The 20,239-nt window shown below is 67.7% G+C and carries 20 protein-coding genes and 2 pseudogenes; 13 read left to right on the forward strand and 9 right to left on the reverse strand.

The genetic code is table 11. The features are described 5' to 3' along the window. From ACIOFR_RS40055 to ACIOFR_RS40065, 3 genes are all read right to left on the reverse strand, one after another. Positions 1–780 (reverse strand): hypothetical protein, encoded by a 780-nt coding sequence (locus ACIOFR_RS40055; RefSeq protein WP_401005439.1) that lies wholly within the window; start codon positions 778–780, stop codon positions 1–3. A gap of 921 nt (positions 781–1,701) precedes the next feature. Next, positions 1,702–2,034: a hypothetical protein gene (locus ACIOFR_RS40060; protein ID WP_401005441.1), complete on the reverse strand. Its 333-nt coding sequence runs from the start codon at positions 2,032–2,034 to the stop codon at positions 1,702–1,704. Positions 2,035–2,397: 363 nt separating this feature from the next. Beyond that, positions 2,398–3,714 (reverse strand): tetratricopeptide repeat protein, encoded by a 1,317-nt coding sequence (locus ACIOFR_RS40065; protein ID WP_401005443.1) that lies wholly within the window; start codon positions 3,712–3,714, stop codon positions 2,398–2,400. Positions 3,715–3,976: 262 nt separating this feature from the next. Between ACIOFR_RS40065 and ACIOFR_RS40070 the strand changes: the two genes are divergently transcribed. The 4 genes from ACIOFR_RS40070 to ACIOFR_RS40085 all read left to right on the forward strand — a co-directional run bounded on the left by ACIOFR_RS40070 (position 3,977) and on the right by ACIOFR_RS40085 (position 7,459). Further along, positions 3,977–4,126 (forward strand): hypothetical protein, encoded by a 150-nt coding sequence (locus ACIOFR_RS40070; RefSeq protein ID WP_401005445.1) that lies wholly within the window; start codon positions 3,977–3,979, stop codon positions 4,124–4,126. Between the two features lie 401 nt (positions 4,127–4,527). After that, positions 4,528–4,890 carry an HIT family protein gene (locus ACIOFR_RS40075; protein ID WP_401005447.1) on the forward strand — a complete coding sequence of 121 codons (363 nt, stop codon included), beginning with the start codon at positions 4,528–4,530 and terminating at the stop codon, positions 4,888–4,890. Between the two features lie 92 nt (positions 4,891–4,982). Continuing rightward, positions 4,983–6,464, forward strand: coding sequence for a hypothetical protein (locus tag ACIOFR_RS40080; protein WP_401005471.1), 1,482 nt, complete (start codon positions 4,983–4,985; stop codon positions 6,462–6,464). Then, positions 6,464–7,459, forward strand: coding sequence for a hypothetical protein (locus ACIOFR_RS40085; RefSeq protein WP_401005449.1), 996 nt, complete (start codon positions 6,464–6,466; stop codon positions 7,457–7,459). Before ACIOFR_RS40080 ends, ACIOFR_RS40085 begins: the two co-directional genes overlap by 1 nt. 24 nt (positions 7,460–7,483) lie before the next feature. On the opposite strand, the pseudogene ACIOFR_RS40090 reads toward ACIOFR_RS40085, so the two are convergent. After that, a pseudogene (locus ACIOFR_RS40090) lies at positions 7,484–7,780 on the reverse strand (integrase core domain-containing protein); the annotation flags it as partial. Positions 7,781–7,844: 64 nt separating this feature from the next. Between ACIOFR_RS40090 and ACIOFR_RS40095 the strand changes: the two are divergent. Next, on the forward strand, positions 7,845–9,218 hold the full coding sequence (locus ACIOFR_RS40095; protein WP_401005473.1) for an IS30 family transposase: 1,374 nt from the start codon (positions 7,845–7,847) through the stop codon (positions 9,216–9,218). A 7-nt stretch (positions 9,219–9,225) separates the two neighbouring features. Here the strand turns inward: ACIOFR_RS40095 and ACIOFR_RS40100 are convergent. Then, positions 9,226–10,145, reverse strand: a pseudogene (locus ACIOFR_RS40100) (IS3 family transposase); the annotation flags it as partial. Positions 10,146–10,351: 206 nt separating this feature from the next. Between ACIOFR_RS40100 and ACIOFR_RS40105 the strand changes: the two are divergent. The 3 genes from ACIOFR_RS40105 (at position 10,352) to ACIOFR_RS40115 (ending at position 12,198) form a co-directional block, all read left to right on the forward strand. Then, positions 10,352–10,804, forward strand: coding sequence for a hypothetical protein (locus ACIOFR_RS40105; protein ID WP_401005451.1), 453 nt, complete (start codon positions 10,352–10,354; stop codon positions 10,802–10,804). A gap of 155 nt (positions 10,805–10,959) precedes the next feature. After that, on the forward strand, positions 10,960–11,760 hold the full coding sequence (locus tag ACIOFR_RS40110; RefSeq protein ID WP_401005453.1) for a DUF5677 domain-containing protein: 801 nt from the start codon (positions 10,960–10,962) through the stop codon (positions 11,758–11,760). Positions 11,761–11,976: 216 nt separating this feature from the next. Beyond that, the gene (locus tag ACIOFR_RS40115; protein ID WP_401005455.1) at positions 11,977–12,198 is read left to right on the forward strand and encodes a hypothetical protein; all 222 of its coding nucleotides are present in this window, start codon (positions 11,977–11,979) and stop codon (positions 12,196–12,198) included. 31 nt (positions 12,199–12,229) lie between these two features. Here the strand turns inward: ACIOFR_RS40115 and ACIOFR_RS40120 are convergent, their stop codons facing one another. After that, entirely contained in the window at positions 12,230–12,763 is a 534-nt protein-coding gene (locus ACIOFR_RS40120; RefSeq protein ID WP_401005475.1) for a YajQ family cyclic di-GMP-binding protein, read from the reverse strand. Positions 12,764–13,110: 347 nt separating this feature from the next. Then, a complete protein-coding gene (locus ACIOFR_RS40125; RefSeq protein ID WP_401005457.1) occupies positions 13,111–13,533 on the reverse strand; it encodes a hypothetical protein in 423 nt (140 codons plus the stop codon). Between the two features lie 585 nt (positions 13,534–14,118). Between ACIOFR_RS40125 and ACIOFR_RS40130 the strand changes: the two genes are divergently transcribed. Beyond that, on the forward strand, positions 14,119–14,307 hold the full coding sequence (locus ACIOFR_RS40130; protein WP_401005459.1) for a hypothetical protein: 189 nt from the start codon (positions 14,119–14,121) through the stop codon (positions 14,305–14,307). A 58-nt stretch (positions 14,308–14,365) separates the two neighbouring features. Here ACIOFR_RS40130 and ACIOFR_RS40135 read toward each other — a convergent pair whose 3' ends face one another. Next, positions 14,366–14,815, reverse strand: a complete 450-nt coding sequence (locus tag ACIOFR_RS40135) for a hypothetical protein (protein WP_401005461.1) — start codon at positions 14,813–14,815, stop codon at positions 14,366–14,368. Between the two features lie 359 nt (positions 14,816–15,174). Here ACIOFR_RS40135 and ACIOFR_RS40140 point away from each other — a divergent pair, with 359 nt between their 5' ends. The 4 genes from ACIOFR_RS40140 to ACIOFR_RS40155 all read left to right on the forward strand — a co-directional run bounded on the left by ACIOFR_RS40140 (position 15,175) and on the right by ACIOFR_RS40155 (position 19,630). Next, the gene (locus ACIOFR_RS40140; protein ID WP_401005462.1) at positions 15,175–15,600 is read left to right on the forward strand and encodes a hypothetical protein; all 426 of its coding nucleotides are present in this window, start codon (positions 15,175–15,177) and stop codon (positions 15,598–15,600) included. Positions 15,601–15,758: 158 nt separating this feature from the next. Continuing rightward, positions 15,759–17,462, forward strand: coding sequence for a DUF6119 family protein (locus tag ACIOFR_RS40145; RefSeq protein ID WP_401005463.1), 1,704 nt, complete (start codon positions 15,759–15,761; stop codon positions 17,460–17,462). A 511-nt stretch (positions 17,463–17,973) separates the two neighbouring features. Next, positions 17,974–19,158: an ABC-three component system protein gene (locus ACIOFR_RS40150; protein ID WP_401005465.1), complete on the forward strand. Its 1,185-nt coding sequence runs from the start codon at positions 17,974–17,976 to the stop codon at positions 19,156–19,158. Then, complete coding sequence (locus ACIOFR_RS40155; RefSeq protein ID WP_401005467.1) at positions 19,151–19,630, forward strand: three component ABC system middle component; 480 nt, start codon at positions 19,151–19,153, stop codon at positions 19,628–19,630. The genes ACIOFR_RS40150 and ACIOFR_RS40155 overlap by 8 nt, the downstream gene beginning before the upstream one ends. A 146-nt stretch (positions 19,631–19,776) precedes the next feature. On the opposite strand, the gene ACIOFR_RS40160 is transcribed toward ACIOFR_RS40155, so the two are convergent. Continuing rightward, positions 19,777–20,239, reverse strand: a 463-nt coding sequence (locus ACIOFR_RS40160; protein WP_401005469.1) for an ISAs1 family transposase, incomplete at its 5' end; no start/stop codon positions are given.

The following is a 20,239-nucleotide window of genomic DNA, read 5'->3' on the forward strand; positions in this document are numbered from 1 at the left end:
CTAGGAACACCACTGGCCACAGGCATGGATTTCTGATGGCCACCAGCCTGGACACCCCGAGACCGCCCACCTGGGCATCTCAATGGCCGTTGACAGGGTCGAGCGTGCCGCACCGTAGACGGCCTTCCTGAACTCCAGGTCGGGGCCGCAGTAGGCGTAGAGGTTGCACACCTCGGCCTCCGCACGGTGTTTGTGATAGGCGATTGCATCGTACAAGGACATTCCCAGCTCGGACATGGCCCGGTACTCGGCCTCGGTGAAGGACGGGTCGAGGTCGTTGCAGGCGACGGCCGCCGCGATGAACAGCCGTACCTGGGCATCGCAGTCACGGAGTCTGAAGTAGAGCTCGGGCGATGAGGCTAGCGCCTGGGTGAACCGGCTGTGCAGCACAGGGTGCCGGCCGCCCGTCTTCGCGGCCATCAGCAGCAGGCAGGAGGCGTACTCACGGGTCATCGACTCGCCGACGCTCGTTCCCGCGAAGACCGAGTCGAGCATCTCCCGGACCGGGTATCCCAGGACGCGCCCGCCGGGCCGGAGCATCCGTTCGACGTCCACCAGGCGCCCTCGGTACTCTGCGACCGTCGTCAGCGCGGTCAACCGGGCGAACGTCAGGTACTTGGCACGGTTGGTGAATTCGGGGATGCCGCAGCGGGTGTACTCCCAGGCGGTGGTGAGAATCTCCCGGCGCTCAGGTTCGGCGAGACCGCAGTCACGCAGGTCACCGTCGAGTTCGCTCGGGTAGCCCAGCGGCTGCACGGCTGCCGGCATGGTGGTCGTCACAGCTCTCCCTGGTTGCTCGTCATCGTTCGCGGGTTGCACGGAGCGCGCCGGCCATCGGGCGCCAGAGACCTGCGACGAGCACGCGTGGCCGGATCCGTGTGGCCTGTGCGGGAACCGGGCGGGCTGTCGGAGGCTTGTGAGGTGGAGGCTAGGCATGGTGACGGGCGCGGCTCAACGCGTGATGCGGTAGGCCGCGGGAGAGACCGCCAGACGGGAACCATGCATCGCACTTTCCGGTGGGCGGGAAGTCCGGCCGTCGTGTTCAAGCCCGTCGCGGTCTCTGCGGCGCCAGTCCCCGCGGTACGGACTCACCCCGCAAGGGTCCGGGAGCAGCGCACTGCCGACGGAGCCCTTCTCGCAACTGGCATCGGCGCCCGCCAGACGTGCGGCGGCGAGGTGGGGCGGCGCGGCGCCTGCGTCCATGCGCACGGACCACTGCTGCGGGGTGAGGGCCAGGTAGCGCAGGCCTGGGAGATCGTCCAGGACCGCGAGGTCCAAGGCGTCGGTGCGGGAGAGGTCCAGGCAGCGCAGGTTCGGGACGGCGCGCAGCGGTGTGAGGTCGGTTGTGGCTGTGGTGCCCAGGTTCAGGGCGGTGAGGTGGTGGTGGCTGGTGAGGGGGGTCAGGTCGGTGCAGTCGAGGGTGACGTCCAGTACTTCGACGGGCAGGGCGCGGACCGGTGTCAGGTCGGTCGTGGCGCCGTTGATGATGCGGAGCTCTCGCAGGTTGGGGGGCTGCGAGCGGGGTGAGGTCGATGGTGCGGGAGAGGGATGCGATCTCGATGTCCTGGACGGTCGGCGGGATCGGATCCGGGATGTCGTGGACGACCGCGGTTGGGCTCGGGGCGTGGGCGGGCTCAAGGAACAAGATCCCGGCCGGGACGGGCAGGCCGGCGGCCCCGTCGGCCCGGGCGGCGGTGACTATCAGGAGCGCTTCGGTGCTGCGGTCGCCTCGCCGTGGGCCTGCGTGAGGGCGGCTTCGGCGAGGGCCGTGCAGTTCTTGGTGTGGCCGCGTTCGATGGCCTGGTGGGTGAGTGCGCGCATCGTCCACCCCTCGTGGTCGGCGGAGCCGGATTCGCAGGCCAGCTGGAAGGCGAGAAGGTACGTCGCGGTGAGGAGTCGGACGGTGGCGACTTCCTCTTCGTCGACGCGACCGCCGCGGGCGTCGGCCCGGAGATTGGCCGCTCCGGCGTGGTTGTCGTAGACGAGCGGTAAGCCGACGGCAGCGGCGGCGAGGATGTCCCTGCGGTGGAGCATGATGAGTCTCCTGCGGTGTCCTTGTCGGGGAGCAGGCCGTCGTCGTCTAGGACCACGGTGCCGGCCTTGGTGTGGTCGCGGAACCACTGCACGCTAGAGTTTCGGCCGCCGGGGATGCCGAGGTTCTCCGGCAGTTCCATCGCTGCGGCGTGGGCCGGCAGGTTGGGGAGCTCGACCCGTTGGCCGAGGACGACGGTGGTGACCTCGCCGTCGCCGTCTTGGGCCCGTACGGATTCGAGGAGCTCGCGGAGCTCCGCGGGGCGGTTGCCCCTGGTGAGCACCACCACGCTCAGGTTCAGCGGGGTCTCGGTCACCTAACGTCGTGATCTTGAGTGGATGGGGGCCGCCCGGCGGCCGGCGGGGTCAGGTCAGGTTCTGGGCCCGCTCGCTGAGGTCTTCGGCTCCGCCGACGCCTCGGATGCGGAGCAGGCGGGCCTGCATGTCGTCGACGGCGTCGGTGACCTTGACGGAGCGTACGCCGTCCGCGCAGTCGAGGAAGTCGGCCCAGGTGGCGATGGCGGCCTCGTAGTTCTCCTGCCGGAACTGGACGGTGCCGAGGTCGGCCAGGACGATGGCGCGGCTGCGCTGGCGGTCGAGGCCGTGGATGTCGAGGGCGTGGTGCAGGTGTTCCTGCGCGGCGTCGTAGTCGCCCAGGCGGGCGAGGATCATGCCGGAGTGGTGGGCCCACCGGCCGATGCTGAAGTGCGAGGCCCAGGAGGTCCCGGGCTCCGGGGACGCTCTCTCGATGTGGTGCTGCGAGGTGCTCAGCATCAGGGTCGCGGTCTTGCGGTCGCCGTCCTGGGCGGCGGCGTCGGCGAGGGTCGTCTCGTAGTACGCGCGGGCCTTCGGGTCGTCGAGGCGCTTGGCCTGGTCGACGCACTCCTCGGCGATCCGGACGGCGGCCGCCCGGTAGCCGAGGTCGATGGCCTGGACGGCGAGGCCGCGCAGCGCGGTGGCGGCCAGCTCGGAGTCGCCGGCCTCGGCGGCGAGCCGGAAGGCGTGAGCGTAGTAGCGCTGGGCAAAGCCTTGGTCTCCCTCGTCCTGGGCCATCCAGCCGATCAGGTGGACGAGCTGCGAGGAGGCCGCGTACAGGTCTCGGCCGTTCTTCTCGGTCCAGGATCCTTCGAGCCAGTTCGAGACGTGGGTGTTGAGGTAGTGGACGGCGGTGGCGCGGGCGTGGCCGCCGCCGATCTCCGCTGCCGCGTCGCCGAGGGATTTGACCATCGTGCGGACGGCCGTGATCTCGCCGCGGCCGACCCTCACCGCGGCGTCGGCCTGTGCGCGTGTTCGCCGGGTGATGCTGTCGGGGTCGGGCAGCCCGAGGGCGGCGAGGGCGTATCCGCCCGATGCGGTCATGAACGTCCGGCGTTTCACGTCGTCGCTCCTCCCCAGCTCGATCACTGAGGCCACGGTATCGCCGGGCGGGCGGGGACTTGCGTTCTCGCCGGTTTTGCCCTGTCCGGCTTCGAGTTCGAGTTCGAGGACGTCGAGCAGGTACGGGAGCCAGTAGTCGGGGGTGCGGTCGTCGCCCTTCTCCCAGCGCCACACGGCGTGCCGACCGGGCCCGTCACCTCCGCGGCCCTCGGCCCCGCCGAGCTCGCGCGCCAGGCGGGCCTTCGACCAGCCGCGTTCCAGGCGCGCTTCGGTGATCATCTCGGCGATGGACTGGCCCCCCGGCATCGCACCACGCTCCTGGACTACACACTGGCCTACAACTGGCACACACCTGGCAACTCCCACACTTCCTGCACAGGCTAGTTGACTGTGCGTCACAGCACAGGGGTTGTGGACAGACTCGATGGGTCGGGCCCTCCCCGCGTAATCCCAGCAGCCAACTTCGTACGTGGGGAGGGCGATCCGCATGCCCGCATCTGCTCGAACTCATCCCGACCGGCCCCGTCCGAGCGGCCAGGGCCGCCACCGCGGCCAGCACCGCGATTCCGTGGGAGCCTCGCTCACGGGCTGCTGGGCGCTGGGGCACGTGGTCGTGCTCACGCTGCTCGGCATCGCGGTGCAGCACCAGCTGGGCGACGCCGACGGCCGGCGGCCCCGGGCGGCGCCCATTCTGACGGCCGCCGATCCGTTCGCCTGACCGGAGATCCCGCGACCGCTGCCCGTCATTGCCGCGATCCTGAGCGGATTGCACGAGGAGACGCCGCGGGGCCGTCCCGCCGGTGCGTCGCCGCAGGTCCACTGAACGCAACTTCGCCCGCCAGTTGCCGGAGGCCGCGGTGATGGATCCGCTGCGCACCGCCTCCGTCCAGGACCCGGGTGCCTGACGAGGATGACCGCCGCCGTCCGGCGGAGCACCGAGCGGACCGTGCGTCCTTGCCTCCGGAACGGATTGCGGACCCTGCCGGTCTTCTTCGCCGCGGACCTGGCCACCGACACCAATCGGTCAGAAATTCGGAGCCTTCGCACAGCCGATCATGACCAACCACGACAGAGAAAGGGCCTACTCGCGTCATGCCAGTGAACCTCGACCCCCGGTGGATGTCCCACTATCAGGACCCGGAACCGGACGGCGACGCTGACCTGCCGTGCGCCTTCTGCGCCATCATCAGCGGCGAAGCGGCGGCCCAGATCATCGCCGAGACCGAGGACGTCCTGTGCTTCCTCGACCATCTCCCCGCAACCTACGGGCACGTCCTGGTCATCCCGAAGCAGCACTTCAACGACCTGACCGACATCCCGGACACAGCGTTCCGCAGCGTCATGGACACGGCCAAGCGCATCGCGAACGCCATGCTCGACTCCTGCTCCGCCTCTGGAATCAACCTGGTCCACGCGACCGGCAAGTCCGCCCACCAGACGGTCTTCCACTTCTTCTTGGGGCAGTTCAGATATGTCTCATGAGGCATCGCTCAGTCTGATGAACATGGTCCGGAAGCCCCTTCGGCCAGTGCTATCTCTCGTCTCCTGGATGTCTCACAAGGGGATGTGTGGAGATGCTGCTGTTCTCGGTGAACTCGAAGGAAGCGGCCCGCTACCTGGAGTGTTCGGTGTTGTCGGGCGACGACGTGGTCCAGATGCTGAAGCACTGGTCGATCTCCGACGGGACACCGGTGTACCTGGACGACGAGACGATGATGCCGATCGAGCCGCTGTGCTCGTGGGGGCGGAACATGTCGTACGCAGATCTGGCCGAGTCCACGTTGAAGGACTACGGGCGGATCATGGCGCGCTTCGCCGGGCATCAGGAGAGCCGCGGTCGCGATGTGCTGTCGGCCACCGAGTCGGACGTGGTGGCCTACAGGAAAGCCCGGACCCAGCAGCAGAAGCGGCCGATCGGCGCGTCGGCTTGGAGCAAGGAGTCCGGGCTGCTCGACCAGTTCTTCGGGTTCGCCGTCGACAAGGGGCATCTGTCACAGCGGCCAGTGCGGGTCGCGGCCCGAGGCCGCAACCCGCTCGCGCCGCAGGTGCGGCGCGGGATGGACATCCGGCACCTGACGCTGGATCAGTACCGGTACTTCCGCGACGTCGGCCTGGGCGGTCAGTGCTCGGATTCTCGGGTCGACCGGGCCTTTCGGGGCTGGGCACCGCACCGCAACCGGGCGGGCTCCGACCTGGCACTGGGCACGGGGATGCGCCAGCGGGAGTGGGCGTCGGTGTTGCTGCCCGAGCTTGGGATCGGGGTTAACCCGCCGGGCCAAGCGGCCGAGTTCATCGTCCAAGCCTGCGCGAAGTACGGCAAGGCCCGCGCCGTCTACGCCCCCGAGGAATCGGTCCGCTCGGTGGAGACCTACGTCCTGCTGGAAAGACCGGAGTTGACGGCAGGTGCGGCCCTGAGCCTGGGGCGCCGGTACGAGGACCTGTTCGTGGTCTCGCGCGTCGATCCGGAAAGCGGTCGCGTCACCGGGGTCCTGGATGGGGTCCGCCGCGTGTTCGACATGCAGGCGATGCCGGCCAGCCTGCGGCGGATCGCGGTTCACGAGGGCGAGTTCGGGCTGGAAGCGCTCGCCGTGTTCGTCTGCCGCAGTGGGCTGATGCCCGGCGCCGACTCCTGGAAGCGCTACCGACACGCGGCCTGGCGGCGGATGCAGGAAAGGGCGGACGCCACGACGCCGCGATTGCCAGCCAAGCGCTGGCGCTGGCACGACATGCGGCACACCTTCGCCTTGCAGCTGCTGTCCTACCTGGAACGGCTGCTGGACGGCGAGGAACCCGACCGCACTGCGCGCCGGAGACGCCACGACCGCTACCTGACGGGTCACATCCGGCATAACCCTCTGCTGATCGTCAGCCGCAGACTCGGGCACGCCAGCCCAGAAACAACCTATGCCTACCTGGAGTACACGGACGACCTGGTGAACGAGTTTGAAGAGGCGTTCTGCGGCTGGATCGGCGATCCAGACGAGGAAGCCACCTACGCACAGATCGCCGCGCACGCCTTCGGCCTGGAGTCGAGGGCCTCAGGCGGTGGTCGGTGATGGCGCGACGGCGGGACTACCAGGGCATCGACGCGGCCAGCGAAGGCGAGGATGACCGGCCGCGTCGATCTGCGGGGCGGATCGGCGTTCGCGCGGTCTCCGGCCCAAGCTTCAAAGGTCGAAGCCAGCTCGTCGAGTTCGACCCAGGGGCGTTCCGATGCTCGCGGCTGGCGGCCCAACTTGCGGACGAGTGGGTGGAGTACGTGGAGTCCACCGGGATCACCGCGAGTGCGGCGAGTGGCTACCGGCGGGCCATCGACCGCTTCTGCAAGGCCGTGGACGCCGAGCTGAAGGGCACCGGCACGGAGGGGGACGTCGACCTGGCCAGTCCGCTGATGTTCCGCCTGGTGGCCAAGTGGGAGCGAGGGCTGTCAGCGACCTACCGGGCGGGATCGTCTTGGCCCGCATACCTGGCGGGGAGCCTGCGAACTCTGATCATCAGGAGGGATGACCATCCCGATCGGGCCACGGACACCGCGCTGGCCCGTATGGCCCACGGACCACTACTGGTCGCCTGGGGCGAGAAGAACGAGCACGATGAGTTCTCCCGCAAGGACAAACTGACCCTCGTCCGAGCGGCCTGGGCGGCGGTCAACGAACTGGAGAGCCGACTCGCCGCCGGTTGGCACCTGGCCGACCAGGGAAAGCACCCCGAAACGGGCAGCTGGCTGTGCCTGCCCGACCTCCTCTGGGGGCTGGCCCGAGGGCAGATCAGCCCGAAAGACATCACGTCCCGTCTGCCGGCACCGTCGGCCTGGCCGCAGGACCTTCGGGAGCTTGCTATGCGGCCGGATGGCAGCATCCCGGCCACCGCCGCGGGGCAGATTCTTGCGCGCCGACTGGTCGCTTGGCTGTACCCAACCACGTTGGACCTGCACGCGTTCCGAGTCCTGCTGGTGGACGCTACCGGCTGCACCTCCGAGGAGGTGACGAGGTTCGGCGCCAAGGACGTGGAGTTCCTGCCAAAGGGGGTGCGCTTGACCGTGGTGAGGTGACCCCCGGAGTGTAGACACAGGGGTTCATGCTGCGAGTGAGAGTTTAGCTGCTGCGTGGTGCTGCTGTTCGAACTCCATCGGGGAGAGGTAGCCCAGTGCGCTGTGGCGTCGGCGGGCGTTGTAGTAGGTGAGCCACTGGAATATCTCCAGCCGTGCCTGGCTCATGGTCGGGAACCGCTTCCTGTGCATCACCTCTCGCTTCAGCCCCTGCCACAGGCTCTCGGCCAGGGCGTTGTCGTAGCTCGAGCCGACCCGGCCCATGCTTCTGCGGATGCCGTGTGAGTCGCAGACCCGGGCGAACGCGGCCGATACGTATTGGGCGGATTCAACTGGTCGTCGCAACACCTCGTCCTCGGAGGTGTGGATGGGCAGGCCAGCAGGGTGGATGGCGGCGTTGACCGGGCGGTCGCCGATGAAGTCGCCGGGGGCGCCGGCGCATCGGCGGGAGGTGGAACGCCAGTTCTGGCGGGAGATCGCGAAGGGGTTGCTCGCTGAGGAGGCGGCAGCCACGGTCGGCGTATCCCAGGCGGTGGGCTGCAGGTGGTTTCGGCACGGTGGCGGCATGCCACCGATGGATCTCGCCCCGCAGACCGGCAGGTACCTTTCCTTCCACGAGCGCGAGGAGATCGCGATCCTGAAAGCGCAGGGCATGGGAGTCCGGGAGACCGCGCGACGCCTGGGCCGGGATCCGTCGACAGTCTCCCGGGAGCTGCGGCGCAATGCCGCGACCCGTGGCGGCCGGTTGGAGTACCGGGCTTCGGTCGCGCAGTGGAAGGCCGACCTGGTGGCCCGGCGTCCGAAGACGGTGAAGCTGGCCACGAACGACCGGCTGCGGGACTACGTGCAGGAAAGGCTTTCGGGCCAGGTCAGCCGCTCGGACGGGACGGCCCTGGGACCGGAGACCGCGCCGTGGAACGGGAGGAACAAGCCGCGCCGCGGCGACCGCCGGTGGGTCACGGCGTGGAGTCCGGAGCAGATCGCGAACCGGCTGAAGGTCGACTTCCCCGATGATGAGTCCATGCGGATCAGCCACGAGGCGATCTACCAGGCCGTTTTCATCGAGGGCCGGGGAGCGCTCAAGCGCGAGCTCGTCGCCTGCCTGCGCACCGGCAGGGCCCTGCGGGTGCCCCGCGCCCGATCCAAGCGGACGGCGTGGGCACACGTCACGCCCGAGGTGCTGATCAGCGAGCGGCCGGCCGAGGCCGACGACCGGGCCGTGCCAGGGCACTGGGAGGGCGACCTCCTGATCGGACTCGAACGGTCGGCGATCGGCACGCTGGTCGAGCGCACGACCCGATTCACGGTGCTCGTCCACCTGCCCCGCCAGGACGGTTACGGCGTCGTTCCCCGCACCAAGAACGGGCCGCCGCTGGCCGGCTACGGCGCCGTGACGATGAAGGACGCACTCACAGCAATGATCGGCACCCTGCCCGAACAGCTGTGGCGGTCGCTGACCTGGGACCGTGGCAAGGAACTGTCGGCACACGCCCAGTTCACGATCGAGACCGGCATCCCGGTCTACTTCGCCGACCCCCACAGCCCCTGGCAGCGCGGCACCAACGAGAACACCAACGGCCTGCTGCGGCAGTACTTCCCGAAGGGTACCGACCTGTCCCGATGGGCGGCGGAGGACATCGAGGCGGTCGCTGCCGCGCTCAACAGCCGACCCCGCAAGAGCCTCGGCTGGAAGACACCCGCCGAAGCCCTCAACGACCACCTACGATCGACCCAACAAGCCGGTGTTGCGTCCACTGGTTGAACCTGGTTTGGGACCCGCGGTCCGAATGAAAGATCACTCCGGCAACTTTGCGGCCCCGCGCCGCAACCGCGGCCTGCAGGGCGTCGATGACGAGGCCGGCCCGCATGTGGGGAGCCATCGACCAGGCGAGCACCCGGCGTGAGCGGATGTCGATCACGCAGGCGAGGTAGAGCCACGTCGCACCGACCTGGATGTAGGTGATGTCGCCGCACCAGCGTTCGTCGAGGTCGGTGGCGGTGAAGTCGCGCTGGACGAGGTCCGGGACCTGCGGCGCGAGCGGATCGGGAATCGTGGTGGTCTTCCTGCGGCGCAGGTGGCGGCCGACGATGTGGTGCTTGCGCATCAGTCGCGCCACGCGCTTGCGGTTGACGGTGTGTCCGAAGCCGCGTAGTTCGGCGTGGATCCGCAGCGCGCCGTAGGTCTCCTTGTGCTCGGCGTGGATCTCGCGGATCTCCTCGACCAGGGCGTCCTCGTCCTCCTGGCGCGCGGCACGGGTCTGGGCGCCGGCCTGCCAACGGTAGTAGCCCGATCGGGAGACGCCGAGCACCCGGCACAGCCGCTGCACGCCGAAGGCCCCGGCGTTGGCGGAGATGAAGTCCCAGCGGCGGGGCGTCACTTCATCTCCTTGGCAAAATAGGCGGCTGCCCGGCGCAGGATCTCCCGCTCCAACTGCCACTCCTTCTCCGCCTTGACCAGCCGGGCGTTCTCCGCCCGCAGCCGGGCCAGCTCGTCCTCCGCCCCGCCGGCCTGCGCTCTGCCACCGGAGGACGCTGCCCCCTCGGCCTCGCGCACCCAGGTACGCAGGGTCTCGTGGTTGATGTTGAGGTCGTCGGCGACGGACTTGAACGTCCGCCTGCCCGCCGAGGCCCGCCACAACGCGACCGCGTCGGCTCTGAACTCCGGACTGTACTTCGATGGCCTTGCCACGCGGATCTTCACCTTCCAGGATCTACGAGATCCATTGTCAGGTGTGTCCACATCGCGGGGGTCACCTCAATCTACGACTCGCACCGGCGCACTCAACTCAAGCTGCTGGACATCCCTGGCCTGCCAGCCGTCCGCAAGACACTGATCACCCGCGAACTGGAACGGACCGAAGCCGTCCTGGCCAAGGTCCGCGCGACGGAGGAGCCATGACCACCGACCGAACCGTCACCGAGGACGGCGTCTCCGCCCGGACTGCCGAGGCACTGCGTAGCGCGATGCGACGGCTCTTCGACGGCCGACCCCAGCACACCGACGGACGCCTCACCAAGGAGAACCTCTGGAGAGAAGCCAAGGTCAGCCGAGCCACCATGAATCGGGCTGCCGAGATCCTCGCCGGGTGGGACGCCCACATCGCCGAACATGGCACCACCACACCGGGCGAAGCCCGCCGCGACGAGGAGATCACCCGGCTCCGCCGGATGCTCGCGGAGAAGACCCGCGAGTGCACCCTCCTCAGCCGTCGGCTGGATGCAGCCGCCACCGCCATTGCCGCACTTCACCACGACAGCACGCTTCTTCGGCAAGAGCTCGCAGCGGCCGGCGGATGTGTCATCCCTCTTCGGCCCACCGCAACCACAGGGGCAAAAACACGACCTTGAACGAGCACCTAACCGATGCCAGCGCGGCAACCTGGCGGAACCATTATGGGTGTAACAGGGGTCCAGCCAAGGTAAATCAGAAAGCCCCCGGTCGACGGAAGTTGACCACGCTGAAGCCCGGCAACCATGGCAGCACAGCCCCTAGAGTCATCTTCATGACCACCACCATCGCCGTCGGCGACGCGCAGGCCGCCGCAACCGCCCGGGCAACCGCCCGGACCCTTCTGCAGGCTGCCACCGACATGCTGCAGAACGACGCTCTCTCTGTACCGCAGGGGACCGAGAAGGTCTTCGGCTTGGCTTACGGCTGGTGGCGCTTCGCCTGCCGCAGCGCGGAGCTGGTACTCCTTGGGGACGAGAGCGGCTTCTCTGTGGAGCTGGCGCCCGTTGTGCGTGGAGTCTTCAACCACATCTACGCGGTCAACTGGCTGGTCTCCAACGGAGAGCTGGCCTTTGACGCGGTCGTGGCGCACGCTGGCGAGGAGGACGAGAAGCTCATCAAGAAGCTGGAGAGCACGGCCTGGCCCCAGGCGGCCAAGTACCGCGCGGACCGCGACCAGGCCTTGGCCAAGGCCGGCCCCCTGCCGGTCCGTACTCCTGCGGAGGAGGCCCTGCTCAAGCAGTACCAGCACGAGGTCAAGAACTTCCATGACCAGCTCGACCGGTACGGCTCGGTTGAGCTGTACCCGGTCTACTCGCACCTCTCCTCGTTTTCGCACACGACAACGGCGACGGCAGGCGCGTACATCCAGGAGCTGTCGGACGGAACGCAGCAACTCCTGCAAAAGGCCCAGGTTGAAGGCCATGCGTATGTCGTCCACGTGGCGGTGCTGCTGCTCCAGGGCGCCGAGGCCCTCAGCCCGCTGATCGACGGTGACCCACTGCGGGCAAGCATCGAGAAGGCACGTCAGGATCTCGGCGTGGTGGGTGTCCCTCTGCTACCGGTACGGAAGTAGGCGCACTCCTGCCGCTGGAGCAGGACGCAAGATCTGGCAGGGGTGGAGGGCGGGTGAGTCCTTCAACTCGATGGGTTGGGGCCCCGGCGCCCCGATACACAAGGTGCGGAGCTTCCTCGCCCACAGCGGCGGTGTTCGGCAGACACCGCAGCGAGCTCCGAGTAGCACCTGACGATCGGTGACCGGGAGGAGATCTCGCGCGGCATCGCGGCCGGAGTGTCGGCCCACTGGATCGCCGCCCGTCTCGGGCGGGCGGCATCCACCGTCTCCAGATCGACGCCCTCACCGCGGTCGGCTACCGCCGCTTCCTCGCCGACAAACGTCCGGCAAGGACAACCTGCGGGCCGAGCTGACGGCGTGCCACGCTCTACTTGCCGCCAACGACACGCTGGTGGCCTCCGCCCTCGACCGCTACGGCCGTTCCCTGCGGGAACCTGATCAGCGAACTGCGCGAGCGCGAGATCGGCTTCTAATGGTAGTTCACGAACTGGATCGCGAAGTCGAAGTCTTTGCCCTTGAGTAGGGCCTGGACAGCCTGCAGGTCGTCGCGACTCTTTGAGCTGACGCGCAGCTCGTCACCCTGAACCTGGGCCTTGACGCTCTTCGGGCCCTCATCGCGGATGATCTTCGCAACCCTATTGGCGTCGTCGGCGTTGATTCCCTCCTTGACCTCCGCGAAGATCTTGTACTCGTTGCCGGATAGCTCGGGGTCAGCGACATCCAGGGCCCTCAGCGAGAGTCCGCGCTTGATGAACTTGGTCTGCAGGACGTCCAGGATCGCCCGGACCCGTTCCTCGCCGCTAGCCTTCATCTCGATTTTGTTGCCCGACCGACTGATCTCGGCGCCGGCGTTCTTGAAGTCAAAGCGGGTGGCAATCTCGCGGGAGGTTTGGTTGATCGCGTTATCGACCTCCGGATAGTCGACCTTCGAGACGATGTCGAAACCAGAAACAGTACGCCAGAGCGGCCGGGGAACCGAATCTACTAGGTCATCTTCCCCGATCTCCAGCATGATGCCCATCGCTTCCTTGAGAGGCCCTTCGAGAGATTTTAGCCCTGCATGTGTTATGTGAGACGAGTGCGTGAGGCGGCGCGTGAAGTGAGTTTGGTGGCCCGCTTCCACCCAGATCTCACACTCTGCCGGTGCAGCATCATCGTCTCGCTTAAGCGGCAGCGCCGAGAGGATCAAGTAGCGTTCGAGGTTCTCGTACGGCCAGTAAATAACCCACTCAAGGCACCCATGATGGTCTGCTCCCTCGCTAAGGACCTGTGCGCCTGAGGAGGGGATGTGCGCCGATACCCAATCGGATATTTCGCGGACCCAGCCGTCGGTCACTTCATCCACCCGTGTCACGAGACTTGCACCTCCCACCGAGAAACGAGCGCCTCCTCGGGGAAACCATCTGGAAGTAGGTACTCGATGGCATGACCCCATCTAACCAGTCGCGGCCCGTAGATGTTAGGTATCTCCCGCGGATCGAGTACCAGAGCCCAGAGGCGGGGGCGATGAACCGCCGGAAGGTGGAGAATGTCTACGATCTCGTCAGGCGGGTAGGGAGTTGGCGTTGTGAAGTGCTTCTGAATCGAGCCGTCTTTGAACGCCCCGATCTGCTCGGCCATCACAAACCTGAGTAGATGGCGGTGCCCGATCTCCTCATATACATCCAACCCAGACTTTTTCGGTAACGCAGCGTCGGCGACATTTCCCATGCTTGCCGCCCACTCCAACATTTCCAGATCAAGGTTGGTCGCAAGCCTGCTGCACCCGACCATCGCTGCCGCCTCCTCTTCCTCTCACTCTTACAAGTCTCTCTCCAGCTGGTCGGCTACGCGATGCGTTGTGCAGTGCATGACAGATGGACGCCCACGTGGTGCGCTAGTACCGCGACCGGGTGGCGCCGAACAGAACCGAGAGCCACTCCGAGGCCTTGCGGAATCGACCTGGACGGTGCCGTTCAGCAGCATCATGGCTGGCGCTCTCCGGTAGCGGCGAGCTCAGGGTTCTTGATTCACGACCGGGGAATCGTGAGAGCCGCCACCGTCCATCTCGAACCGAAGCGAACCATCCCGACGGACCTTGGCGACGCCCCCGGGCGCGGTGATCAGGAGCGGGCTTGCATACCCGCAGGCTTTCAGGGCAACCCGGGGCCGACCATTGCGGCCAACCGCACCTTGGCACATGGGCTCGCAAGACCCCACTTACCCTCGCGTCAAAGAGGCTCGATGGCGGATCAACCTCGCCCGTCCCGGGGCACCCCATCCACACTCACCGGAACGCCGGCTGCCGCACACACCTAGCTCGGACAACCCACGATCGGATGAACCCGACGGCCCAAAAGCCCTGGCATTTCAGGGCTCATGAGACACCCGAACCGCGAAGAACACCTGCATCTGCACGTCGTGCCGCGCTACGACGGGGACTCGATCATCGTTTTCCCCCGTCTCGCCGACCCCCGTCTCAAGGACGAGATCGCGCAGCGCCTGCGTACGGCCCTCGACCACCCGCGGCCCGTCATCCGGGGCGCCGCAGAGAAGGACCAGCCGTGACCAACACCGACACCGTCACCGTGCTCGGAGCGACCCGCAACTTCTTCAAGGTCGGCCACTACACCTTGCGGCGGCTCGCCGCCGACGCGCCGCAGCTGACGCTGCGCCTGGCCATCCCGGAGGCTCGTATCGCCGGGCGTGCCGTGAGCGACATCAAGGTCCAGCTGCGGGACTGGGAGCCGGCCGACCCCACGTCGCTGGCCCAGGCCCTGTCCGGCACGGACACCATGCTGATGGTGCCCCCGATCGACCGGCGGGTCGAGATCGGCGGCATGTACCTGCGGGCCGCGCAGCGGGCCGGTGTGCAGCGGATCGTCTGCCTGGGGATCCAGTTCGCCGCCGGCCAGGGCGCGATGGCCGACGAAGCTGCCACGCTGCGGGAGCTGCTGGAGCAGTCCGGGATCGCGTTCGACCTGGTCCAGCTGCCCATGTTCCTGGAGAACATCCTGTACCAGTGCCAGTCGATCGCGGAGCTGGACTCGTTCACCTTCCCCGTGGACACCGACATCCCGTTGGCGTCCGGCTGCTACCTGGTGCGGGTGTGCGAGCTGTGCGCCCGCGTCAAGGGCACCGCCTTGGAGGCCTACCTCGCCTCGGGGGCGACCTGGCGGGTGTGCACCCGCCACGACCGCTGGCTCGATAACCGGCGCGAGCCCGGTACCGGCGCCATCGCTCTGGCTGCGCTGCCCGAGGTCGTCGACGCGCACCGGCAGCGAATGCTCATGGAGCGGCGGCTGGGCGCGGGCGGGCGCGCCGCGTTCGCCGACGCCTACGCCCTGCTCTCGTGCTGGTGGAACCTGCCGGGCCTGCGCGCGGCCCGTATGGCAGGACCGACGGCGTGTTCTGGGCCGGGCCGGCCACGATCACTTGCGCGTCGCCCCTCTGGTGTTCTACCCGGAGGCCGTCCGCCTCGCCCACGCGCTCGCCGCCCGGGAACGCCTGCGCCTGCGCCGTACCCTGACCGACGGGCACGAAGGCACGTGGCTTGCCCGCACCGCCGACCTCGTCGGCAGCTGGGGCATCCCCCTGGAGCCCGCCCTGTACACCCTGGCGATGTGGACCTCCCAGCATCCCCGCCAGTTCGCGGGTCGGAAGAACGCCCGGAGCGGCCCCGCGTCTGCCCGGCCGGCCCGCGGCCGACACCGGCGACTCCCCTCCCCCACCACCCCCACCGAGCACGATCTCGACGCCACCCTCGGCGAACGCTCCTGCCTGCCCTGGCAGCTGGGCGAACTTCGCACAACCAGCCTGATCCCCGCCATCGACGGCTGGACGGCAGGCGGCCGGGCTTGACCTCCACGCGGCTCAATGCCTTGCGTGCCGCAGCTTTGCGACCGGAACCACTTGTCAGTGGGCAGCCAGAGTATGAGCACGTTCCCTTGTGCGGAAATGGTTGTAGGACGCCGCGTACGACCTTATCCTGATGCCTCTCACCGCTCTTTGGGGGCTATGTGGCACCGAGCAAATCCAAGCTGAGGTTCAACTGCTTCCTTCTGCGCGACGGGCTTGATTCGTACGACCGCGCTTTTCGGGTCCAGTACCGCCCGGGAAATAGCCAGGGCATGCGCCGCCTCGCATCAGGCGAAGGCGTCCCGGAAGGCTGCGTTGCCTACCTCAGGGAGAACTCAGAGAAGGTCCCCGCCTGGGCCCGGCTTCTTACCCCCACGTTCTCCGAGCTCGAGGCCATCAAGAACGTCTCCCATCGGCTCGTCATCTTCCTTCCCGTTCACGGCCGCACCTTCGCTGTCTGCTTCGGCTACGGCAGTTCCACACTGGAGTGGTCGCACATCGAGGCCAACTTCGGTCTCCGCTTCGCCGCCCGAACCTTCGACAGCAATGCTGTGAGCGGCATCGCGAGTCGGCGGATCGACGCCTCGGCCCGGTCCCAATGGGTTCAGATCCCTTCCAACTCATCCATCAGCGGCTTCGAGGTGGAGCTGGAAGGGGAGTTCACCCGGAAACTGGTAGGGGACCTCGAAGACGGTGTCGAGATCCCCGAACTCGGGGCCGTTGTCGCAACCGATTCCGTGTCGTTCAAACTCGATACCGACCTTCGCTCCGTGCACGATGTTCTCGCGCAGATGCTTCAGGCCACATTGCAGAGCGAGGCATCGCAGGACCTCGCATTCATCGACTCGCTGGAGCCGCTTCGCGCCACCAGTGACATCGTGAGGCGCCTGGAACAGCGCCTGGCCCAGGAGCTGTTCGAAACAGCCGGTACGGGCCCGGCCGGGAGTACCGACCCCTGGGACGTGCACCTCCTCGCCTTCGCCCCTCCGGACGACCTGTCCATCGAGAACCTGCACGACTTCGTCGCCATCAAGGGCAGCGACTCGCAGGAGTTCGAGGAGATGTCGCTGGAGTCCCTGCGTTCGGCCATCTCCGACCTTCCCGGCAGGAGCACCGTCGGCAGCCTGAAGAGCGTCAAGGTCCAGGCGCGCGACGACAACGGCGAGCCGGCCAGCCAGGCCAAGCCCCTGAAGCATTGGCTCGTCTTCGAAGCGGGAGACGGTCAGCGTCGGTACCTGCTCACCCTCGGCAAGTGGTACGCCCTCGCCGAGGGCTACTACGAGAAGCTGGACGAGGACCTCGCCCGGATCGAGGACGTCACCGCGCTGCTGAACCTTCGCACCTGGGACGACTGGGGGCCAGGAAAGAACCACGAGAAGCACTACAACGCGAAGGCGACCGAGGACCGCAGCGACCTCATCTGCTTGGACCGGTACCCGCTCTACCCGCAGGACGGCAACGGCGATCAGGTCGAGGCGTGCGACCTCCTCCACGAGGACGGCTACCTGATCCACGTCAAGCACTACACCGGCAGCCAGACCCTCAGCCACCTGTTCTCCCAGGGGTTCGTCGCCGCCCAGACCATCGTCTCGGACGACTCCTACCGGGACGCCTTCATCGAGGCGGTGAAGTCGATCGACTCGGTCAACCCGTGCCTCGAGGAAGCAGCCCGAGCCAGGCCGCCTCGCTACATCACCTACGCCATCGCCTTCGACGGAACCCAGAGCCTCCCGCAGGGTCTGCCGACGTTCAGCAAGGTCAACCTCCGCAGCTTCGCCCGACGCGTCAGAACCGCCGGCTCCACACCGACCCTCGCCCGGATCCAGATGACCTTCAAACCGGAGAAGAAAAAGAAGGGTAAGTAACCGTCGCCAGGCATAGCTCGCCGCAGGGCCGCTCCGGACGCCCCTGCGGGGGTGAACGACGTCGCGCCCCCGCAGCGAGAGCCAGAGAGGAGTCACCGCTCCGAGGTCGCGGCAACGAGCCAACCGGTGGCCCACACGCCTCTCCCGCGCCGTGAACGGCTGACGGCCCACGCCGGCGAACGGCGTCGAAGAGGCGACTCAGGAAAACACCGACGGCCGTCGCCACCCTAGTGAACCGGGCCCCGGGGAGCCGCCAGAGGATTCGCCGGCGTCCTGCGGTTCGCCGGGCAACGTCATCCTCGCGAACCGCGCGGGGAGCCCGGCGCCCCGAGCACGCCAGAACCCACCCCTCTCCGAGCGACCAAGGCACCCCCACACCCGCGGCCAGAGGCCACCAGGCGTCCGAAAAGGGAACACCGCCCCACGTCGAGCCGCTAACCTGCACCTTGGTTCACATGTTCGATTCATTGCCTCCTGGACAGGGCGGACGCAGGATCGGGAGACTGGGTAGATGGCATCCTCCACACACGAGGCTTCCTCGTCGGCTCTGGGCTACCTGTTTCAGGCGCAGCTGGCCCTGCTCGAGCTGTTGCGCGGGGCGGAGGAACGCCCGGACGGGGCGATCAGCTTGGAGCTGCACGATGATGTCGCTTGGGAGGCGGACGGGCGACCGGTGGATCTCTTGCAGGTCAAGCACCACATCCGGGGTGTGCGGACGCTCGGCGACAAGGACGACGACGTCTGGCGGACTGTCCAGTCGTGGATGGACACCCATGATCCGGGCGATGCGGACGGGCCGTGGTTGACGCTGATGACTACTCAGCAGGCGCGGCCGGGTAGTGCGATGGCGGCGCTACGCCTCGAGGGACGGGATCCTGTTGCGGCGCTGGACTTGCTGACCGCCGCGGCGAAGGAATCCGAGGCCAAGGGGACCAAGGGCGCACGAGAGAGGTTCCTGGAGCTGCCGGTTCCCGAGCGGGCGGTGTTCGTTCGGCGGATGCGGGTGGTCGACAGCTCCCCCACCATCGACGACGTTGACGGGGCGGTCCGTACACGGCTGCGGGCCGGCCTGCCGCAGGGGCACGAGGATCCGTTCATGCGCCAGCTGTGGGCGTGGTGGCACGAGCAAACAGTGGAGATGCTGCAAAAGCGCCGGACGAGTGTGTCGGTGGACCGGCTGATGGCTTCCGTGAGCCGGATCAGGGACGACTACACCGCGGGCCGGCTGCCGACGCTGGTCGACAGGGGGGACTTCCCTGCCGAGGCGGAGGAGGAGCTCGCGGACGCGTGCTTCGTGCATCAGCTGCAGTGGGTGGGAGCTGCCCGGCAGCTGAACAAGGCGATGGTGGACTACTACCGGGCGTACCAGCAGACGGTGGAGTGGCTGGAGGACGACCTGGTCGGCATTGACGAGCTTGCGCAGTTCGAGGGCAACCTCTCCGATGAGTGGGGGCGTGAGTTCGACTGGATGCTCGACGATCTGGGCGAGGACGCCACCGATGCGGAGCGGGAGCGGGCCGGTCGCGAGTTGTTGAGGAAGACGTTGGACCAGACGCGATATCAGATTCGTGAGCGCTACGACGAGGCGTTCTTCGCGCGGGGCAAGCACCACGAGCTGGCCGACCGCGGCCGGATCGGCTGGCACCCGGACTTCGAGGAGCGCGTCACGGCACTGACCAGGGCCGCCCGTGCCTAGCTGGGGCGACCGGCCGCAGGCCGGCGCCGTGTTCTTGAACCCCGCGCTGCTCGCCGCGGTGCAGGCTTCCGCCGCCCGGGCGTACGAACGCGAGAGCGGCGGCCGGCTCATCGTGTGGCCGCTGAGCTTCATCATCGCGCCGCTGGTCCTTCACCGGCCCACCCGTCAGGCCCTGCCGAGCTCGGTCCGTACCCACCTGTCGTCGTGGGTCAGCGAGCATCCTGTCCTGGTGGCGGGGCTGCCCGCCCGGACGTCCTCACTGCTGCCGGCGATTCGGGAGGGGATGCGGTTCGGTATCAGGCACCGGATGCTCGCCGTGGAGCATGGTGCGGTGCGAGGCCTACTGGGCGGTGCGGGCAGGTCGGACGGCGAACTGGCCGAATTGTTGCGAGCCGCCGCTCTGGCCGGGAGATGGATGACCAGAACGGACAACCCTTCGACGGTTTTCGCACTGCTTGGCATGAGACCCTAGGCGCGTGCAGCTGCGGTCGATCATCCTCTACAGCAAGAGCGGCGAGAAGCGCCTCCTGGACTTCCGGCTCGGCGAACTGAACATCGTCACCGGCACGTCCCAGACCAGGGCCGTTGCAAAGTCCTGTGATCTTGTGACTGTGCTGGTCAAGCGATGCCGAGGAGGTCGAGCGGGCGGGTGAAGGGCGCGTAGGAAGCGTGACGGAGGCCGGCGGCGATGTTGCGATGCCCGGCGGCGCGGAGCGCGTTGATCGCAAGGTTCCGAAGGGTTGCCATGTTCTCCGGGCCGTGTGCCGTGCGGATCTTGGAGGTGTCCTCGGCGAAGGTCGTGTCGCGGACGAAGTGGAGCCGGTTCTCGATGGTCCACTGCGATCTGGCGAGTCGGCCGAGCCGTTCGGGCGAGGCGTCCTGCGAGGTCAGGTCGGTGATCGCGTAGATGCTCTGACGGCTGACCGTGCCGGTCTTGAGGTCGGTGCGGTGTCGCAGGATGCGCACGGCCTGGACGGCGTGCGGGTAGTCCAGGCCGAGGCCGGCGATCGTGAGGGCTCTGGTCACGCGGGTCTCCCTGCGGCCGTGGCCGACCTCGCGGTCGTAGCGGCGCGCGGTGACC

Source organism: Kitasatospora sp. NPDC088346 (assembly GCF_044740765.1).
Classification (GTDB): Bacteria; Actinomycetota; Actinomycetes; order Streptomycetales; family Streptomycetaceae; genus Kitasatospora.